Here is a 19,674-nt window from a genome sequence, read left to right on the forward strand (position 1 = left end):
CAGCCAGGACGATGACGACGGTCAGTAGCGGGCCAATGGCTGCCCACCGTTTTAGCTGCTGCTGGTCCATGTTTTCCACCGGGATCGGTAGGGAGCGAGTATCCTGTTTGTTTTGGTGAAGGAGACTCCGCAGGAGGGATTTCGATACGAACTCTTGCCTGTCACATTGACGCGGAATGCACCGTACTGGCCGTTCCCATATTTGTGCGGCGGGACCGTGATGGTGATGGTCTGCCCGCGGCTGATGGATGTGGACTTGGACGCGCCCACCGAATACGCCGCGTTGATGCTGGCCATGGCCACTCCTGCACTTACGCCGACGGCTCCCGAATGCGACCACGTGACGGCACCGGAGGTCGTGGAGGTAAAACCAACACCGGTATGTCGACTAAATTGAACTCAAGCTGAAAGCATCTTTATTAGAATTTCAAAAACTGTCAATAGTGGATGACGAAGTCTCTCGAAAGGGGCTTCTTCTGGGGGTCCCGATCAAGTCCGGACAGGGAAGGAGGACGACGGCGGTGCCTGAGCACCGCCGTCGTCCTCCCGGGTCCTGCGTGGTGTCCGGGGCGCCCTACTTCTTGCCGACCTGGGAGAACAGCGCGCGCGTTGCCGCGGTGACGCCGGTGGTCAACGTCGGCTGGGCGACCGGCGCGAAGAACGGCGAGTGGTTCGCCGGGGCCGGACCCGCGGCCAGCGTCTCGGCGGTGAAGCCACCGAAGAACCAGAACACGCTGGGCACCCCGATCGCCTCGGCCAGGGCGCCGAAGTCCTCGCTGCCCATCACCGGCTTCCCGGCAATGACCTGCTCCGCACCGAGTTCGTCGCGGAACTCGGCGGCCAGCGCCTCGGCGGCTTCCGGGTCGTTGTACAGCGGCGGGAAGTTGGAAATGTCCTCGATGAGCGGCTCCGGCGCCCCCGAGGCCGCGGCCTCCCCGGCGATGATCCGCCGGATGGAGGTCAGCACCGTCTCGCGGACCTTCGCGTCGAAGGTCCTCACGTTCAGCGTGAACACGGCCCGGTCGGGGATGACGTTCTCCTTCAGCCCGGCGTGGAAGGACCCGATGGTCACCACCGCTGCGGACTGCGGGGCGACCTGCCGGGAGACGATCGTCTGCAGGCGCACCACCATGGAGGCGGCCAGCACGATCGGGTCGATGGACTGCTCGGGCATCGACCCGTGCGACCCCTGGCCCAGGACCGTGACCTTGAACGAATCGGCGGTGGTCATCGCGGCGCCGGGCATCAGCGTCACCGTGCCGGCCGGCCCGCCCATGACGTGCTGGCCGAACATGATCGACGGCTTCGGCGCCCGGTCCCACAGCCCGTCCTCCACCATGGCCTTCGCCCCCGCGGCGGTCTCCTCCCCGGGCTGGAGCACGAACACGATCGTCCCCGCCCACGCGTCCGTCGCCGCCGCATAGAGCTCTGCGGTCTTCAGCGCGGTGGCCATGTGCGTGTCATGCCCGCAGGCATGCATGACCGGGACCTCGGTGCCGTCCTCCAGCGTGCCGGTCGCCGAGCTGGCATAATCCAGCCCGGTGTCCTCCAGCACGGGCAACCCGTCGGTGTCGGCCCGCAGCCCGACGACGGGGCCCTCGCCATTGCGCAGGATGCCCACGACTCCGGTGCCCCCACAGCGGAACACCTCGAGCCCCAGCGCCTGGAGCCGCTGCGCCAGGTAGTCGGCGGTGCCGTGTTCCTGCATGGACAGCTCGGGGTGCGCGTGCAGGTGCTGGTAGGTCTCGACGAGCTCGTTTTCCGAGGCCTCGGTCATCCGCAGTGACTGCGGAATGGTGCTGGACACGGTGGGTCCTTCCTTCGGTGGTGGTATCGGTTCGGTGATGGGGAGATCGCGGTGGATCGCGGTGGGGCTGCCGGTTCTAGTAGACAGGACCCGAGACGGTCTCGACGTCGTCGTCGTCGCGTCGGTTGACGGCGTCGGAGCCGTCGTCGCCCGAGGCCAGGACGGCCTTCTTGTCGCGCAGGAACCACGCGAGCACCGCCGTCGAAATCACTGCCAGTGCCGTGGCGAACATGGCCAGGCCCGGGATCAGCGGCATCAGGACGAAGTTGACGACCAGGGCGACGGCGACGGCGATGACCGCCGACCGCGGGGCCTTCTGGCTGACGATCGCCTGGACCAGGACGGCGCCCATGACGGTGGGCAGGATGTAGACCTGGACGGTCTGGACGATGTCGGCCGGGATGATGGACACCAGCCAGGTGCCCAGCAGGCCCACGAAGACGAACAGGGAGGCCAGGTGGACGGTGGCCGCACCGCAGATCGCCGCGACGGCCGCCAGTTCGCCCTTGCGGGTACCGGGCTTGGCGCCGATGGTCGACTGGGCGATCATCGCCGAGGGCAGCAGCTTGTTGGAGATGTTGCCGATCATGAACGCCTGGTACATCGAGGAGGCGCCCAGGATCGGGTAGTAGGTCAGCGGTTCCACGATCCAGATGACGCCGAACACGGCGGCGAGGGCGGCAAACGCGCCGAGGATGCCGGAAATCTGGATGTCCAGGCCGGAGAAGAAGACGAGGTAGGCGGGGGCCGAGAGCGAGAAGACCAGGCCGGCGATCATGGTGATCCGGCCCCACCGCGAGGTGGTCGTGTCGAAGGTCTTCAGCGCCTGGTGGGCTTGGGTGGCAATGGGCATGATGTGCTCCTGGGGTTCCGGGTGGCGCCTAGAGGCGGGTGGCGACGTAGGTGATGGCCAGGCCGAGCATGATGGCAATGCCCAGCGCCCATTCCTTGATCCACGGTTTGCCGACCTTCTTGGCGATCACCATCAGCAGGGACATGATGAGAGCGGAGGAGAAGAACGCCACCACATGGATCCACGACTTGGGCAGTTCGGCGATCCCCAGGACGGAGAACGCGCCGACCATGGCGGCTCCGGGGACGACGAGCATGACGGCGGGGTTGACCTTGCGCAGGGCCGAGTCGCCCTTCTTCAGCAGCGGGGTGAGGATCAGCGTGGCGATCATCCACATGGCACCGCCCAGGCTCATCGCCGCCAGGGCCAGGCCGAAGACCGCCTGCGTGTAGGTGGGTCCGCCGAGTTCGGCGCCCGCGGTGTTGGCCGCGATGGCCGCCGCGGCGGTCTCGTAGGAGACCGAGCCGATCAGGCCGATGCGCACCAGCACCGCCGGCGTGCCGAAGACGGTGAGCAGGGCGACGGCCACCATGACGACGGCGAGCGAGGGGCCCAGCGCCGAGATGGCCCCGGCGCGGAAGCTCGTCTTGATCTCCGCCTGCGTCATGCCGATAGAGGGGGCCGCGACGCGGGCGGCCTTCATGTAGATGACGCTCTGGATGATGATGACCAAAAAGACGCCGATCGCGCAGGCCCAGAGGACTGGTGAGTTGGCGATGGCGAGGATGTCGGTGGAGTTGTTGTCCGCGGCGGCAGGCAGTGCGGTGGGCAGGTTCATGGGGTCAGCCGTTCATCGAAGGGTGCAATGCGGCACGGTGGGGGAACTGGGTATCCCGGTGTGCCTGGGCCCGCTCTGTCCTGAACCTGAAAGTTGGGCCGGTGCCCGGGGCGCTCGGCGTGCTTCGTCGGTGAGCCGCACGACGGCGGCCGCTCTCCAGAGTTTCCTCACGTGGCTGTACCTGGTACCTGAGAGATTGCGGGTGCTTGCCCCTTCGGTGCCCGAATGGTGGTCGGGACTCTCCAGCCGCGTGTGATCGGAAGGTATTCAATTGGCGCCGGCCACGAGGCCGCGTCCTGCAAGGATGCCCGACGTGATCCGCATCACCAAACCCTGCATGAAATGTGCTGTCACATTCCTGAACAATTGTTCGTTCTGTGAACTTCTGGTGCCGACGGACCGGTCGCGGGGGTCAGCTGCTGGGCCCCGATCACCGCCAGGAGCTCGAGCTTGTCGGCGCTGGGGGTGCCCGGCTCGGCGGTGAAGACCAGCAGCGCCTGGTGCTGGTCGACGTCGAACAGGGTCTGGCAATAGAGCTCGAGGTCACCGACCTCAGGATGCTGGAACCGCTTGAGATGCGTGTGCTTCTGGCTGACCTGGTGTTCGGCCCACTCCGCGGCGAACTCGTCGCTGCGGGCGAGCAGCTCCTCGACCAGCCGGGCGGTCCGTGAGCCGCCGCCGTCGCGGGCGTAAGCGGTACGCAGCGTCGCCACGAACTCGACCTGGCGTTGGGCGTGGTCGGCGGCGGGGTAGATCCGCCGGGAGGACGGATCGGTGAACCACTGCCGCACCACCGAGCGGGAGAACTCGTGGTCTGCCGGCGGCTCGCCGCCGAACAACGCGGCGGCCGGTGGGGTCTGCAGCAGCGCCTCACCCAGGGCGTTAATGATCCGGGCCGGGGTGTCCTGGAGCCGGTCCATGATGCGCATCAGTCCCGGGTCGACGTGCCCCGAACCGCCGGGATGGCGCGGCGCCGGGTGGCCGCCGAGCACGAACAGGTGGTCCCGCTCATCCAGTGAAAGCCGCAACCCCTGGGCCATCGCGGCCAGCATGGGGGCCGAGGGCTGCGGTCCGCGTTCCTGTTCCAGCCGGGTGTAGTAGTCGCTGGACATCCCGCACAGCGCGGCGACCTCTTCGCGGCGCAGCCCGGCGGTACGTCGGCGTGGTCCGCGGGGCAGGCCGACGTCCTCCGGTTGGAGGGCACGACGGCGGGTGCGCAGGAAATCGGCGAGTTGCGGGCGGTCCATGCTCACCAGTCTGCACCCCGCGACCGCGTGCTCACAGGAGCATCCCGCCGGAGGCCTCGATCCGCTGCCCGGTGACCCAGCCCATCGGATCGGAGGCGATGGCGGCCACCGCGGCGCCGATGTCGTCGGGTTCGCCGATGCGTCCCATGGCGATGAGCTTCGAGAGCCCGTCGCGGACGTGCTCGTTGTCCCGGTTGGTGCCACCGCCGAAGTCGGTGCCGACCACGCCGGGGGCGATCGTGTTGGCGGTGATCCGCTGCGGACCGAGTGCCTTGGCCAGGTAGCGGGTGTAGACCTCGATGGCCCCCTTGGTGGCGGCGTAGACGGAGGAACCGTCGTCGCCGGTGAAACGGGCCAACCCGGAGCTGGTGTTCACGATGCGCCCGCCGTCGGCGAGCAGGGGCAGCAGCGCCTCGGTGAGCATGACCGTGCCGACGATGTGGACATCGAGCAGGGAGCGCACGTCCTCCAGGTGGGTGGCCCCGATCGGGGTCTGGCGGGAGTGGCCGGCGTTGTTGACCAGGATGTCCAGGGTTTCGCGGTCGAACGATGCGGCGAGAGTGGACCTGACGGTCTGGGCGAAGGCGGCGAAGTCCTCCGGCCGGCCGGTGTCCAACCGCAGGGCGGCGGCCCGGCGTCCGGTGTCCCGGATCTGCGCGACGACGGCCTCCGCCTCTTCGGGGTGCGAACGGTAGGTGAGGATCACGTCGACGCCACGGGCGGCGAGGTGCAGTGCCGAGGAGCGGCCGAGGCCGCGGTTCCCGCCGGTCACGAGGGCAGTCTTGGGGATGGACGTTTCTGTTGGTGATGTGGTCATGGATCCAGCCTCCGCCCTCCGGGGTGGCCGGACAAGGCACCACTTATCGGGGGATCGGGAGTCCCCCGGTGGGCCGGCCCGGGGCGCGGGATGGAGGAGGCCCCTCGGCGTGGGATCAGGGTCCCGGACCACTTTCCTACACAGCTATGTCAAAAACGTACCGAAAATGGTACGGTTTTGGTCTGATAGAAGGTGGAATGATGAGCTACCGACATGACCTGTGGGAGATCGCCGCAGAGCGGAATGGTGTTGTCACTGTTCCCGCAGCCGAGCGGGCGGGAGTTCCTGCCGTAGAGGTGCGCAAGCTCGCGCATCGCGGCGCATTAAAGTCTCACGGTCAAGGCGTATACGTTCACCTTGGCGTCCCCGAAAGCGAGCTGACCCAGCCGACGGTGGCAGCAGCGCTAGCCGGCGATGGGGCCTTTCTGCAGCGCGAGGCCGTACTCGATCTGCTGGGACTGGGGCAGTTCAATCCGTTCCGTATCCGCGTAGCGACCCGTCGCCGAGTGCGGAGGGTTCTGCCGAGGTGGGTGGACCTTGAAGTGCGCACCGACATCCCAGATGAGGACCTCACGCAGTACGAGGGCATTCCGGCGACCACGGTACGGCGTGCCCTGGCGGACGTCCGCGACAGGATGCCGACGGAGCGCTGGTATCCACTGGTTGACCAGGCGCTCCAACGCGGACTGATCGATGACCGCGATGTCGATGCACTGGGGCCCCGCATATCGCGAAGCTCGAGAGGAGACTGAAGCAGGCGGCAGGTCGCCCGTGCTGGGAGGGATCGACCTGGCGCGAACGTGGCTTGAGCGGATGATCGCTTCCATCGATGCCACGAGGCATGGGCAGGACGGCTGACGCCGGACACGGAGCCGGAATTCCGGCGTGGGTGATTCGCCGTCGTCGTGCATTCGCGCGAAGATGGGAACCATGGACAACGCCACCGGAACCACCGGACAGCCAGCCGCCGATCCGACCGGGCAACAGCCCTGGGTCAAGAACTACCAGCCGGGGGTGCCGGCCGAGATCGAGCTGCCCACGACCTCGCTGGTCGAGATGTTCGAGCACTCGGTCTCCGAGGCCGGCAAGGCGCCGGCACTGGAGTTCTTTGGCCGGCGCACCAGCTACCTCGAGCTCGGCGAACAGGTCGAGCGGGCCGCCGAAGGGCTGCGGCTGCTCGGCGTGCGTGCCGGGGACCGCGTGGCACTCATCCTGCCCAACTGCCCCCAGCACGTGGTGGCGTTCTACGCGGTGCTGCGCCTGGGCGCCGTCGTCGTCGAGCACAACCCGCTGTACACGGCCCGCGAGCTGCGCCACCAGTTCGAGGACCACCAGGCCCGCATCGCGATCGTCTGGGACAAGGCGGCAGCGGCGATCACCGGCTTCCCGGCCGACGTGGAGATCGACCACGTGGTCTCGGTGAACCTCCTGGAGGCCTTCCCGAAGGTCAAGCGCGCCGCGTTGGCCCTGCCGGTGGGCAAGCTGCGCGAGACCCGGATGTCGCTGACCGCCAAGGCGCCGGGAACGACGCCGTGGAAGAAGCTGCTCGGGCACGGCCGGTTGGATCCGTCGCATCCGCGTCCGTCCGTCGGGGACCTCGCGGCGATCCAGTACACCTCCGGGACCACCGGCCGCCCCAAGGGCGCGATGCTCACGCACTACAACCTGTACTCGAACGCGTTGCAGGGCGAGGCATGGATGGCCGGCGCGCGGACCGGCCAGGAGATCCTGTACGCGATCCTGCCGATGTTCCACGCCTTCGGCATGACGCTGTACCTGACGTTCGGCATGCTCAAGCAGGGCATGCTGGTCCTGTTCCCGAAGTTCGACCCGGACATGGTGCTCGACGCGATGAAGAAGTCGCCGGCTACCGTCTACTGCGCCGTCCCGCCGATCTACGAGCGCACCGCGTTGGCCGCGAAGGAACGGGGGATCTCGCTGAAGTCGGCGAAATACTGCATCTCGGGGGCCATGAACCTGCCCCACCACGTCGTCGAGCTGTGGGAATCGGTCTCCGGCGGCCTGCTCGTGGAGGGCTACGGGATGACCGAATCCTCGCCTGTTGCCCTGGGCAATCCGTTCCACCCCACGCGCCGGACCGGGACCATCGGCGTCCCGTTCCCCTCCACCCTGATGAAGGTCGTGGACCCGGATGACCCCACCGTCGATGTCCCCGCCGGGGAGCCTGGTGAACTGCTCATCTCCGGTCCGCAGGTCTTCACCGGCTACTGGAACAACCCCGAGGAGACGGCCAGGACCCTGCTGCCCGGAGGATGGCTGCGCACCGGGGACATCGTCACCGTGGACGACGACGGTTTCGCCACCGTGGTGGACCGCGCCAAGGAGCTGATCATCACCGGCGGGTTCAACGTCTCGCCCACCGAGGTCGAAACGGTGCTGCGCCTGCATGCCGACGTGAAGGATGCCGCCGCCTTCGGCAAGCCGCTGGAGCGCGGCGGGGAGATGGTGGTCGCCGCCGTCGAACTCGAGCCCGGCGTCGAGCTGGACGAAGCCGCCCTGCGCCAGCACTGCCGCGACCACCTGGCCGGCTACAAGGTGCCGAAGCGGATCGTGGCGATCGATGACCTGCCGCGCTCGATGCTCGGCAAGATCCTGCGCAAGCAGGTCCGCGAACTGGTGCTGCCCGGGCTCTGATCCGGTTCCCGTTCGACACGGGGCACGGGCGGGTTGGTAGGGTGGAGCGCTTGCCGGGTGGGCGCATCCAGCGAACGAGCCGATTGCACCCGCTACCCCACAGGAGGCCACCTTGGCAGGACGAGAACACGGTGCGGACCAGATGGGCAACGTCCGCTGGACCCACAGCCTGAGCCGGACCGGTGACCGGGCACGAAGTGTCCTGTATATCCTGGCGCTCGCCGTCGTCGTCATCTTCGGCCTGTTGCAGGTCACCGTGGTCGCGGTCCCGGTGGTGTTGGCCTTCATCCTGGCCGCGGCGATCTCACCGGTGGTCAACTGGCTGCGCCATCACGGCTGGTCCGCCGGGTGGGCCACCGCGACGGCCTTCCTCGGCCTGCTGGTCGTCGTCGGCGGGGTGTTGGCCAGTGTCATTGTCGCGATCCAGGCCGAGTGGACCTCCCTGGCCGCGCAGGCGGGGGAGCGGACCAAGGACCTGTGGACCACCCTGAAGAACGGCCCGCTACCGATCGACGATTCGACGTTGCAGCAGGCCGAGCAATCCCTCCGGGGCGTCCTCGGCAGCCAGCAGACCGAGGACCAGGCGATGGCCGGTGCCGCCCAGGCCGCCGAGATGGCGACCGGGTTCATCCTCATGGCCGTCATCTTGTTCTTCTTCCTCAAGGACGGCCGGGCCATGTGGGCCTTCGCCATCCAGAAGCTGCACGGCCGGCAGCGCGCCAAGGCCCGCGTGGCCGGCATCCGCGCCATGGCGGTCCTGGGCGGCTATGTCCGCGGGACGGCCATCGTCGCCACCGTCGACGCTGTGCTCATCGGGGCGAGCCTGCTGATCCTCCAGGTCCCCCTGGCCGTGCCGCTGACCGTGCTCATCTTCATCGGGGCCTTCATCCCGATCATCGGTGCCACCGTCACCGGCGTCCTGGCCGCCCTCGTCGCCCTGCTCGGGGTCGGCCCGGTCGCGGCGGTCATCGTCGGCGTCGTGGTCATCGTCGTCAACCAGCTCGAGGGCAACCTGCTCCAGCCGGTAGTCATGGGGCGCACCCTGCAAATCCACCCGCTGGTGGTCCTGCTGGCCCTGGCCATCGGCGGGGTCATCGCCGGGGTGCTCGGCGCGATCCTCGCGGTTCCGCTGACGGCGGCTGCATGGGCGGCACTGCAGGTCTGGGCCGGGGTGCCGGCCAGCCGGGCGGGGGAATCCGGACTGGTGGGTGGACGCGGATAACCGCGATCGGCGTGGAATGACGTCGACCGGCGTCGCGCCCAGGACGTGTCCGCGGGCTCGGGGGAACCCACTTCATTGCCTATAGACGTTGCAAGGTCTATTCTCGGGGCGAGTTGTGCGTCGAAATCGATGGATCGAAATCCACCTGTAGAGCGGTCCGTGGCTTCAGTTGCGCCCCCTGCCAACGACTGGTTTGAGGGCCACTGGCGAAGGCTGGAAAGGGCGTGGCCGTCATGGCATTGGATTACGAGGACTACCTCGCCAAGCATGACGTAGATGAGGGAAGTGTCCAGGTCCACAAGGTGCGAATGCTTGCTGGGGTTCGAACCTATCGTTTGCGTGAGCTGCGGGAGCAGGCGGGCTTCACGCAGGCGGAACTGGCGCAGCGCATCGGTGTTGGCCGACGGCAAGTGTCGAAGATCGAGCAAGGGGATATCGACAGTGCAAACGTCCGAACCATCCGCAGATACGTCGAGGCCGTTGGGGGCACTCTGTCAGTCGAGTGTGTGTTGGGTGATCAACGGGTGCAGGTTGGCTGAGTGGCGCTTGGCTCCATGATCGGTGCCCGGGGCATCGCACGAGTCCAGCGTCGGTTCGGCCGAGAGCCGGCTTTCATTTATGCGGCATCATCGGATTCGATATGCCGCCCGACGAAGAAAGCCTGCCGACCATCGCGTGCAAGTACCGATTGAGGTCTTTGACCAGTACTTTCCTGGCCGGTTGTTAATTTCGTTTCAGAGTGTCCAGTGGCCTGATTGTCAAAGCAGACGGCCATTCGCGTGGCCGAACCCTTGACTCAGTGAAAATCTTCAATATAGTTAACTGTGGTTCAGATCACTCCTGAAAGGATACCTTCCATGCCCTCCTCGGACACGCAATCTGCGGCACCAGTCAGCGCGTTGCTTACGTCCGTGGGACATCTGGTCCTTTCGCTCCGCAAGGAAAAGGGGTGGACGCTGTCGCAGCTCTCGGAGCGATCCGGACTGAGTCAGGCGATCGTCAGTCAGATTGAACGCGGATTGGCCAATCCGTCGTTCACCACGCTGGCGCAACTGGCCCACGCGCTGGGTGTCCCAGTCGGCAAGTTCTTCATCGGACAAGATGAAACGAAGTCGCCTGTGGTGCGCAAAGCAGACCGCCGAAACCTCAAGGGCGTTGCACGAAAGTCGATCGGCGAAGCGGCCTACGAGCTGCTGACTCCGGACTTGAACGGTGCCCTTGAGGCGCATTGGATCGTTAGTCCTCCGGGACATGACACCAGTGCGACGCCCTTCCGCCACGGTGGCGAGGAATTCGGGGTCATCCTTTCAGGGAGGAAGGACATCTACCTGGACGGGCAGTGCTACACCCTGGAGGAGGGTGACTCGATCACCTACTCCTCCGAAATCCCGCATTGGTACATCAATCGCTACGAAGAGGTATGCGTGGCGATCTGGGTAAACACGCCTCCCACTTGGTGAGGTAAGCCGGCGTTCGCCGGTCTGGACACACCCATTTCTCACTGCCCCACAGGACTGACCTGTGTCGGCTTCGAATCCTCGCGCCATCACGAACTACACAACCACTCGCCGTGATGACCCATACCCTAAAACGCCCCTTCGGAGGCGTTTGCGAAGGACAAGAAATGATAGACGCTCCATTGGTCGACGATTCCCCGGCCGTCGGAAAGAAGCAACCGCTATCCCGGGAAGCCCGCAAGGGACTGCAGGCCCTCGGTTTGGGCAACGCCCTGGAATGGTACGACTGGATGGTCTTCGGCCTGCTGTCGGCCTTCATCGGGCCGAAGTTCTTCCCCTCTGAGGAACCACTCTCCGCGACGCTCGACGCGTTGGCAGTTTTCGCCGTCGGATTCGCGTTCCGCCCCCTGGGTGGAATTCTTCTGGGGACGCTGGCTGACCGTCTGGGGCGGCGGCGCATCATGCTGTTGTCCATCTTGATGATGGCGGCCACGACCTTGGTGATTGCCTTCTGCCCGACCTACGAGGAGATCGGCATGTTTGCCGGCGTCATCCTCATCGTCTGCCGGATCATCCAGGGCATTTCCACTGGTGTCGAGGCTCCATTGTCCACGACACACGCCGTCGAACTGGTACCGGATGGGCGCGAGGGACTCGTCGCCGGGGTGATGGGGTTCTACGTCAACATCGGCATTCTCCTCGCATCCTTGGTCAGCTTCCTGTCCAGCCTCATGCTGGGTGGCGCTGTCATGGCCGACTGGGGATGGAGGGTCCCGTTCATCATCGGAGCAGCCTTCGGCTTTGTCGTCGTCTATCTGAGGCGTTCACTGCCCGAAACCATGAAGCCCGAAGAACTTGCCGCGAACACCAGCAGCCGCCTCGTGTGGCAAGGCGTCCGCAAAAACTGGCTGGGGGTACTGGCCATCGTGTTCATCGTCGGCGCCGTACAGGCGTACAACTATGCGTGGAATGTCGGACTGCCCAGTGCCGCACGTGGTGCTTTCAAGGAGGACCCGACAGTCGTCTTCGCGTTGACCACGGTACTCGGCGTCATCCTGGTCGTGGGCAGCTGGATCATCGGCAAATTGGCTGACGGCCGCCCCATGTCCCGCTGGTTCCTCATCACCCGGGCTCTGGCCATTCCCTCCGTTTTCCTCATGCTCTTCTACAACGAGCCCGGATTGGGTGGTTTCGCAGTGGTGCTGTTGGGCGGATCGATCATCCTGGTGCTGAACATGACCCTCTACAACGTGGTCAGCACCTCACTGATGCCCAAGAGTTGCCGCGGTGCCGGCGTTTCACTGGGCTATGGCATCGGCGTCGCCCTCTTTGGCGGAACCGCCTCGTACCTTCTGGTCTGGTTGCAATCCATCAATGCCAGCTGGATCTTCCCCGTGTATGTGGCTGTTTTATCCGCCCTCAGCATCATCTTCTATGTCCTCGCCCGCCGCCGCAACGGCCTCTTCGTCGGAAAGTAAAGGAAAAACCCATGAACCAGCTCGAACTTCGCACCACCACCGAAGACCTCAAGGCACCCATCGTCTCCCGCTCCGACGTCCTGGTCGTCGGAGGCGGACCTGCCGGCGTCGCCGCAGCGGTGACTGCCGCCCGATCAGGCGCCAGCGTCACGCTCCTCGAACGCTATTCCGCACTCGGTGGACTCGCATCGGGCGGAATGGTGCTGGTGCTGGACGACATGATCAACGGCCAGGAAATCACGGTCACTGGCATCGTCAGTGAATACGTGGAACGGCTCGAACGCATAGGTCTGGCCGTCGTCCCCCCAGCCGAGGACCGACACGCGTCGACTGACATGTGGAACAAGTGGGGCCGGTTCGGAACCTTCGACTTCCATACCCACACCACCCCCAAGCCGATCTGCTATGCGGCGGCATTCGACCCCGACGGCTGGAAGCGAGTGTCCAACGACCTCGTCCGGGAAGCCGGCGTGAACCTTCGACTTCACTCGTGGTTCTCCCGACCGATTGTCGATGATGGCGTCCTCAAGGGAGCCATCTGCGAAACCAAATCCGGACCGCAGGCCTTCATGGCCGACGTCGTCATCGACACCACCGGCGATATCGACGTCGCATCACGTGCGGGTGCCGCGTACGCCCATGACTCGTACCTGACCACGTTGGTCTTCCGCCTCGGTGGCGTGGACACCGACGCCGCCGAGCGCTTCGAGCAGGAGAACCCGCGTGAGGCGCGGGCCATCAACCGCAAGGTCAAACGGCTTCTGGGCGGCGCGTGGGAACTGTGGTGGTTGAAGACGCCCATCGAGGGCGTGGTCTGGTGCAACGCGCCGCATATGACCGGCTACGACGGCGTCGATCCCGCCGACATGACTGCTGCGGAATTCGCGGCCCGCGATCACATCACCGAAGCGGTCGATTACGTCCGCGAGAACCTCCCCGGATTCGAACGCGCCTACATGGTCGACGTGGCGCCGCAGATGGGTGTTCGCCAGACCCGTTTGCTCCAGGGCGAATACGTCATGACCAAGGACGACGTCACCAACCGGCGGCATTTTCCCGACACCGTGGCCCGAGGCCGTGACTACTACTACCCCTACCGTTCCCTGCTGCCGCGCGAAGTGGACCAGCTGCTCGTCGCCGGCCGCCACTATTCGGCGACTCCGGAAGCACAAAAGATGTCGCGGGAAATACCGCCGTGCATGGCGATGGGCCAAGCGGTTGGTGTGGCAGCGGCCCTCGCGGTCGAACAGGGAATCACCGTCCGCGAGGTATCGCCCTTGGACATCCAATCCGGCATGCGCCGGCACCACGCCGACCCCGGTGACGTCCCCTCCCAGAACGCCAGCATCGAAGCGAAAGAGACGGTAGGAGCATGAGCATGACCGTACAAGAACAGCCCACGGCGGCCTCGGGCCACCAACCAGAAGAGCAGCCCCTCGGGACGCCAGCGGGCGTCTCGGCACCATTGGACGGCATCAAGGTCGTCGACTTCACCCAGGTCTTCATGGGCCCCAGCTGCACGCAGCTCCTGGGGGACTATGGGGCCGACGTCGTCAAGATCGAGCGTCCGGGATCCGGGGACATCTCCCGGAATTCGTTCCCGGACCCCGATGGACAAGACAACCCGATCTTCCTCTCGATCAACCGCAACAAGCGATCGGTATCGGTGGATACCCGCACCGATGAAGGACGCAACGTACTGCGTCGCATGATGCAGGATGCAGATGTCGTCGTCAGCAACTTCCGTTCCGGCGTGATGGAGCGGATGGGCTTTGGATATGACGAGCTCTCCAAGATGAACCCCTCCTTGATCTGGGCCTCGGGAACCGGGTTCGGGGACTCCGGCCCCTATGCGGCCAAGGGTGGGCAAGATGCAATCGCCCAGGCATATTCCGGGGTGATGTGGCGCCGGAACTCCGAGGACATCGAACCCACCATCTATCCCACGACGTTGTGCGACTACACCACGGGCATGCATCTGCTCCAAGGCATCTTGTTGGCACTTCGGACCCGCGAGACAACCGGTGTTGGGCAGAAGGTCGAGGTGACCATGTACGACTCGATGCTGCACATGCAGATGCAGGAGGCCTGCATGGAACTCAATCGTGGATACGAGGTGAACTGGGGCGCCATGCCGCTCAGCGGTGTCTTCACCACCACCGATGGTGCAGTCTGCATGGTCGGGGGATTCACCAAGGACCCACTGCACCACATTTCACTTGCACTGGAACTCGACGTCGATCTGTCCGACGATCCTGACTACGCGACCCTGGAGCTCCAGTTCGAAAACAAGGGAGCACTTCAGGACATCTTCCGTCGGCGGATAGCCACCAACACCACCGCCTACTGGACCAAGCGGCTCGAGGACCAGGGCGTCCTCAATGCGCCGGTGCACACGCTGGCACAGGCCCTCGCCGACGAGCAGACCGCGGCCAACAACATGGTCGTCGAGACCGAGCATCCGACCGCAGGAAAGATCAAGATGCTCAACGCGCCCATCCGGCTCTCCGCCACCCCGCCGCTGGTCCGCCGTCCCGCGCCAAGGCTGGGCGAGCACAACGTAGAGGTTCTGCTGGAAAACGGATACACCCAGGAAACGATCCGGGATCTCCAGGAACTTGGGGTGTTGCGATGAACACCGCAACCACGGAACAGGACGTCCAGCAGCCGACGCCGGTAGGGGCCGGCGTTCGGATGGAGATTGAGAACCACGTGGCCACCGTGGTCATCGACCGGCCCCAGGTGATGAACGCCGTTGACAACGCCACCCACCAGGCCTTGAACCAGATCTGGGAACGCATTGAAGCGGACCCCGACATCCGGGTCGTGGTTGTCACCGGTGCCGGGGATCGTGCGTTCTGCGTAGGGGCGGACATGACGGCGACGGCCGTGGAAAAGACCGGCTTGCAGTATTGGGCCGAACTGGATCCCAACGGATTCGGCGGCTTGAGCCTGCGAACGACCTTGGACATTCCGGTGATCGCCCGCGTAAACGGGTACGCACTCGGCGGCGGCATGGAAATGGTCCTCGGAGCCGACATCGTGGTGGCATCCGAAACAGCACGCTTCGGCCTGACCGAACCACGTGTTGGACGGCTCGCCCTGGACGGGGGCATCCACCAATTGGTGCGACGTATTCCCCACACCCAGGCCATGGGCATGCTGCTGACCGGGCGCAAGGCCACGGCAACAGAAATGCGTGACATGGGTTTGGTCAATGAGGTTGTTGCCGCCGAAAAACTCGACGAAGCCGTCCAGGGGTGGGTCGAGCAGATCCTCGCTTGCGCCCCGACCTCCGTGCGTGCCGTCAAACAGATGGTCACCCGTACCGCGCACCTGAGCTCGAAAGAGGCACGCGGACTGCAATTGCCTGCCCTCATGGCGGCACTGGATAGCCAGGATTCGCACGAAGGGGTCCTTGCTTTCCAGGAAAAGCGCGCCCCCGTATGGCCCGGCCGGTAGACGGCAGCCCCTGCCCCCAATCTTGCTCGATACCTCCGATACGAAGGGGACGAAATGAAAACAAGCGACACCGACGAAGCAGTTGCACCGAGACGAGTCCTGCCCAGTGGCGTCTGGGGCGTGGTTGCCACCCCCTTCCACGGCAGCTCCATGGACGCGGACACCGACAGCCTGGCCCGGCTGGCCCAACAATACGAAGCCATCGATGCCACCGGGCTGACCGTGTTGGGGGTCTTCGGGGAGGCCGCCTCCCTGACGGCTACGGAACGGGAACTCGTGCTGGAAGTGGTGGCCGACTCATGTGCTTTGCCGCTCGTCGTGGGCATCACCGCCTTGGCGACCCGACCGGCCATCGACGAGGTGCGGGCGGCCCACCACGTGCTCGGCGATCGTCTGGCAGCAGTCATGGTCCAAGCCAACAGCGCAGACCCTGGCATCTTGACATCCCACCTGCAGGCCATACACCGCGCCACCGGGATCGATATCGTGCTGCAGGACTACCCCGTCGCAAGCGGAGTTTCCATTTCGGTGGGCAACCTTGCCCGAGTGGTCGGTGACTGCGCCTTTATCTGTGCCGTGAAATCGGAGGCGCCCCCGACGGCTTCTGTCATCGCCCAGCTGTCGGACGCCGTCGACGTGGCGATATTCGGCGGATTGGGAGGCCAAGGTCTCCTGGATGAACTCGTGGCCGGGTCAGCGGGCGCGATGACGGGGTTCTCCTATCCGGAAGCCCTGGTCGACTGCGTCCGGGCTTGGCGTACCGGCGGCGAATCCGCGGCCCGGGCCGCGTTCCAGCCATACCTGCCCCTGGTGAACTTCGAGCAGCAGCCGCGCATCGCGTTGGCCATCCGCAAGGAATGCCTGAAATTCCGGGGCCTCATCGACGAAGCCGGCGTCCGTGCCCCGGCCGCTGCATTCCCCGAGGCGCTGCGGGGCACTCTTGGACTCCATATGCGCCACGCTGAGAGGGCCCTCGCTGAAACCATTGCCGGAGCGGCATCCCCCAGCGGCCTCCACACGACAGGAGTGCGCTGATGGACCTGCAGCTCACCGGCCGAACCGCTTTTGTCGCAGCATCCACCGGCGGGTTGGGGCGCGCCGTGGCCACCATGTTGGCCGGGGAAGGGGCCAACGTCGTCGTCACCGGTCGACGCAGGAAGCTCGCCGAATCCATCGCCGGTGCGCTACCCAGCGCCATTGGGGTCGAGGCAGACCTCACCACTCCCTCGGGGCGGGAAACCGCAATGCGCCGCACTCGGGAAGCCTTTGGTGAGATCGACATCCTCGTGCTCAACGGCCCTGGACCCCAGCCCAAGGCGGCGGCCGCCTTGGATGCGGAAGAACTGGCCGGCTCCTATGACACGATCCTCGCCCCAGCCCACGCCCTCATCTCCGAAACGCTGCCTGGCATGCGCAAACGCCGGTGGGGCCGGATCCTCGCGTTGGGATCCAGCGGCGTGGTCGCCCCACTTCCCAACCTGGCACTGTCCAACACGGGACGAGCCGCGCTCGCGGGCTACCTGAAGACCCTCGCCGGGGAAGTCGCACTGGATGAGGTCACGGTGAACATGCTGTTGCCGGGACGTATCGCCACCGACCGTGTCGCGGAGCTGGACATTGCCACCGCAAAACGCAGGGGCATCAGCGTCGAACAGGCGGTGCTCGACTCGCGTAAGACCATTCCTGCCCGGCGCTACGGTGACCCGAGCGAATTCGCTGCAGCCGCGGCGTTCCTCTGCTCGGGACCGGCCTCCTACATCACCGGCGTCGCACTGCGGTGCGACGGCGGACTCATCCGAAGCCTTTAGAACCAAGGAGAACCCTGATGAACACGACACCCACGGCCCAGCACCTGATCAACGGAGAATTCGTTGGCGAAGCCTCCGTGAAGCGCATGAACCCCGCACGGCCCGGAGAACTCGCCTGCCTGTCTCCCGCCGGTACGGCCGCCGACGTCGACACGGCCATCTCGGCAGCTGCAGCCGCCCAACCAGCCTGGGCGGCCTACCCATTGCCCCAACGTGGAGCAATCCTCGCCAAGGCGTCGAACCTGCTGCACGAACGCCGCGAACAAATTGCCCACGACCTGGTGTGTGAAGAAGGCAAGACCCTGGCCGAGGCGCTCGGTGAAGTCGGCCGCGCCACCGATGTGCTGCGCTTCTTCGGCTCGCTGGGGTGGGCGGCTACCGGGGAGGTCCTGCCCAGCTCCCTTCCCGGCACCACCATCACGACCCGACGTGAGGCCTTGGGAGTCGTCGGGCTCATCACCCCGTGGAACTTCCCAATTGCGATCCCTGCGTGGAAGACAGCCCCAGCCCTCATCAGCGGCAACGCAGTTGTCCTCAAGCCGGCCGAATTGACGCCGTTGTCGGCAACCCATCTGGCGCGTGCACTGCACGATGCCGGCCTGCCCGCCGGCGTGTTCAACGTCGTCCACGGCAAGGGGCAGGTCGTCGGGAATGCGCTGGCCCGCGACGAGCGGATAGCCGGTTTGTCGTTCACCGGATCAACCACCGTCGGGCTGGGTCTCCAGGAGATCCTGAACGCCCGGAGGGCACGAGTCCAATTGGAAATGGGCGGCAAGAACGGCGTGCTGGTGCTCGATGACGCCTCGCCGGAAAATGCCGCCAAGGTGGTGGCCGCCGGGGCCTTCGGGCTGACCGGACAAGCCTGCACTGCGACGTCCCGGGTGTACGTCACCCCTTCCATCAAACAGAATTTCCTGGACGCGCTGGTGGCCGAAGCCGGCCATTACGCCCCGGGCGACGGTCTGGAAGAAGGCACCCGGATGGGCGTCGTCATCAGTGAGAACCAACTCGAGCAAGACGACGCGGCGGTTCGCGGGGCCGTCGCCCGCGGTGCCACCCTGCTCCACGGGGGGAGCACCGACGGCTCGAAATTCACGCCGGCGATCCTGGTCGATCTCGACCCAGCTGACCCCGCTGTCACGGACGAGATCTTCGGTCCCGTCGTAGCCGTCCTCGAGGTCGCGGATTACGAGGCGGGGCTGGAAGCCATCAACTCGTCGCGCTACGGGTTGACCGCTGGGATCTGCACGGACAGCCTGGCGCTGGCCACCGACTTCGCCGAACGCGCGCAAGCCGGCGTCGTCAAGGTCAACCGTCCGACGTCGGGGCTGGACCTCAATGTGCCCTTCGGTGGAGTGAAGGATTCCTCGACGAACACCTTCCGTGAACAGGGGCGGTCGGCCGTGGACTTCTACACCTGGGGCAAAACCGTCTATACGGGTGTATAGGGAAGGCGCAGGAAATGGCCTACATCATCGCCCAACCGTGCGTGGACGTGAAGGACAAGGCCTGCATTGAGGCGTGTCCGGTGGACTGCATCTACGAGGGCGAACGGACCTTGTACATCCATCCCGACGAGTGCGTGGATTGCGGCGCCTGCGATCCGGTGTGCCCGGTCGAGGCCATCTACTTCGAAGACGACGTCCCCGATGAATGGAATGGCTACACTCGTGCAAACGCCGAGTTCTTCGATGCGCTCGGATCGCCGGGTGGGGCCGCCACCGTGGGGAACACCGGGTACGACCACGAACTGGTGGCTGGGCTCCCGCGTTCCTGACATACGTCGAGCACTGGAATTCCCACGTCGAGGAGTTGAACGACTGGATCGATCCTGCGGAGAACGTACTGTGCAGAGTCCCTCATCGTGAGTAGATCGCCCAGCGTTGTATGGGCGGAGCCGGCGCATTGGCCGGCCCCGCCCAGATGCATGCCGGGAACTTACATGTTGATGAGTCGGCCACCGAGGGTGAGTTCGGGTTCGGTGGCCGCCCGGATTTCTTCGACACTGACTCCGGGCGCTGTCTCCACCAACACCAGCCCCTGATCGGTCACGTCGATGACGGCCAGATCGGTGATGATCCGATTCACCA

At 65.4% G+C, this 19,674-nt stretch carries 19 protein-coding genes, 1 pseudogene and 2 riboswitches; of the genes and pseudogenes, 13 read left to right on the forward strand and 7 right to left on the reverse strand.

Features of this window, described 5'->3' with window-relative positions:
* Positions 1-51: 51 nt before the first annotated feature.
* The 6 genes from ACN0TP_RS07400 to ACN0TP_RS07425 form a co-directional block, all read right to left on the reverse strand.
* The gene (locus ACN0TP_RS07400; protein WP_417218189.1) at positions 52-297 is read right to left on the reverse strand and encodes a hypothetical protein; all 246 of its coding nucleotides are present in this window, start codon (positions 295-297) and stop codon (positions 52-54) included.
* Between the two features lie 277 nt (positions 298-574).
* Positions 575-1,807: an amidohydrolase gene (locus ACN0TP_RS07405; RefSeq protein WP_417218191.1), complete on the reverse strand. Its 1,233-nt coding sequence runs from the start codon at positions 1,805-1,807 to the stop codon at positions 575-577.
* A gap of 76 nt (positions 1,808-1,883) precedes the next feature.
* Positions 1,884-2,660 carry a hypothetical protein gene (locus ACN0TP_RS07410; RefSeq protein WP_417218193.1) on the reverse strand — a complete coding sequence of 259 codons (777 nt, stop codon included), beginning with the start codon at positions 2,658-2,660 and terminating at the stop codon, positions 1,884-1,886.
* A 28-nt stretch (positions 2,661-2,688) separates the two neighbouring features.
* Complete coding sequence (locus ACN0TP_RS07415; RefSeq protein WP_417218195.1) at positions 2,689-3,438, reverse strand: DUF5058 family protein; 750 nt, start codon at positions 3,436-3,438, stop codon at positions 2,689-2,691.
* A gap of 73 nt (positions 3,439-3,511) precedes the next feature.
* Positions 3,512-3,600: riboswitch (glycine riboswitch) on the reverse strand.
* Positions 3,601-3,603: 3 nt separating this feature from the next.
* Positions 3,604-3,694, reverse strand: a riboswitch (glycine riboswitch).
* Between the two features lie 94 nt (positions 3,695-3,788).
* Entirely contained in the window at positions 3,789-4,685 is an 897-nt protein-coding gene (locus ACN0TP_RS07420) for a helix-turn-helix transcriptional regulator (protein WP_417218196.1), read from the reverse strand.
* A 31-nt stretch (positions 4,686-4,716) separates the two neighbouring features.
* The gene (locus ACN0TP_RS07425) at positions 4,717-5,502 is read right to left on the reverse strand and encodes an SDR family NAD(P)-dependent oxidoreductase (protein ID WP_417218198.1); all 786 of its coding nucleotides are present in this window, start codon (positions 5,500-5,502) and stop codon (positions 4,717-4,719) included.
* A 197-nt stretch (positions 5,503-5,699) separates the two neighbouring features.
* Here ACN0TP_RS07425 and ACN0TP_RS07430 point away from each other — a divergent pair, with 197 nt between their 5' ends.
* The 13 genes from ACN0TP_RS07430 (at position 5,700) to fdxA (ending at position 19,361) form a co-directional block, all read left to right on the forward strand.
* A complete protein-coding gene (locus tag ACN0TP_RS07430; protein ID WP_417218199.1) occupies positions 5,700-6,254 on the forward strand; it encodes a type IV toxin-antitoxin system AbiEi family antitoxin domain-containing protein in 555 nt (184 codons plus the stop codon).
* Between the two features lie 178 nt (positions 6,255-6,432).
* Positions 6,433-8,157 (forward strand): long-chain-fatty-acid--CoA ligase, encoded by a 1,725-nt coding sequence (locus ACN0TP_RS07435; RefSeq protein ID WP_417218201.1) that lies wholly within the window; start codon positions 6,433-6,435, stop codon positions 8,155-8,157.
* Positions 8,158-8,269: 112 nt separating this feature from the next.
* Positions 8,270-9,379 carry an AI-2E family transporter gene (locus ACN0TP_RS07440; protein ID WP_417218203.1) on the forward strand — a complete coding sequence of 370 codons (1,110 nt, stop codon included), beginning with the start codon at positions 8,270-8,272 and terminating at the stop codon, positions 9,377-9,379.
* 233 nt (positions 9,380-9,612) lie between these two features.
* Entirely contained in the window at positions 9,613-9,918 is a 306-nt protein-coding gene (locus tag ACN0TP_RS07445; protein WP_417218226.1) for a helix-turn-helix domain-containing protein, read from the forward strand.
* Between the two features lie 318 nt (positions 9,919-10,236).
* Positions 10,237-10,839, forward strand: a complete 603-nt coding sequence (locus tag ACN0TP_RS07450) for a helix-turn-helix domain-containing protein (RefSeq protein ID WP_417218205.1) — start codon at positions 10,237-10,239, stop codon at positions 10,837-10,839.
* Positions 10,840-11,003: 164 nt separating this feature from the next.
* On the forward strand, positions 11,004-12,314 hold the full coding sequence (locus ACN0TP_RS07455) for an MFS transporter (RefSeq protein WP_417218207.1): 1,311 nt from the start codon (positions 11,004-11,006) through the stop codon (positions 12,312-12,314).
* An 11-nt stretch (positions 12,315-12,325) separates the two neighbouring features.
* The gene (locus tag ACN0TP_RS07460; RefSeq protein ID WP_417218208.1) at positions 12,326-13,690 is read left to right on the forward strand and encodes an FAD-dependent oxidoreductase; all 1,365 of its coding nucleotides are present in this window, start codon (positions 12,326-12,328) and stop codon (positions 13,688-13,690) included.
* Between the two features lie 2 nt (positions 13,691-13,692).
* A complete protein-coding gene (locus ACN0TP_RS07465; RefSeq protein ID WP_417218210.1) occupies positions 13,693-14,949 on the forward strand; it encodes a CaiB/BaiF CoA transferase family protein in 1,257 nt (418 codons plus the stop codon).
* Between the two features lie 59 nt (positions 14,950-15,008).
* On the forward strand, positions 15,009-15,776 hold the full coding sequence (locus ACN0TP_RS07470) for an enoyl-CoA hydratase-related protein (RefSeq protein ID WP_417218227.1): 768 nt from the start codon (positions 15,009-15,011) through the stop codon (positions 15,774-15,776).
* A 54-nt stretch (positions 15,777-15,830) separates the two neighbouring features.
* On the forward strand, positions 15,831-16,811 hold the full coding sequence (locus ACN0TP_RS07475) for a dihydrodipicolinate synthase family protein (RefSeq protein ID WP_417218212.1): 981 nt from the start codon (positions 15,831-15,833) through the stop codon (positions 16,809-16,811).
* A complete protein-coding gene (locus tag ACN0TP_RS07480) occupies positions 16,811-17,584 on the forward strand; it encodes an SDR family oxidoreductase (RefSeq protein ID WP_417218214.1) in 774 nt (257 codons plus the stop codon). The genes ACN0TP_RS07475 and ACN0TP_RS07480 overlap by 1 nt, the downstream gene beginning before the upstream one ends.
* Positions 17,585-17,601: 17 nt before the next feature.
* Entirely contained in the window at positions 17,602-19,032 is a 1,431-nt protein-coding gene (locus tag ACN0TP_RS07485; protein WP_417218215.1) for an aldehyde dehydrogenase family protein, read from the forward strand.
* A gap of 14 nt (positions 19,033-19,046) precedes the next feature.
* Positions 19,047-19,361 carry a ferredoxin gene (fdxA, locus tag ACN0TP_RS07490; protein WP_417218216.1) on the forward strand — a complete coding sequence of 105 codons (315 nt, stop codon included), beginning with the start codon at positions 19,047-19,049 and terminating at the stop codon, positions 19,359-19,361.
* A gap of 161 nt (positions 19,362-19,522) precedes the next feature.
* Here fdxA and ACN0TP_RS07495 read toward each other — a convergent pair.
* A pseudogene (locus ACN0TP_RS07495) lies at positions 19,523-19,674 on the reverse strand (succinyl-CoA--3-ketoacid-CoA transferase); the annotation flags it as partial.

Source organism: Arthrobacter sp. (assembly GCF_048266065.1).
Lineage (GTDB): Bacteria > Actinomycetota > Actinomycetes > Actinomycetales > Micrococcaceae > Arthrobacter_H.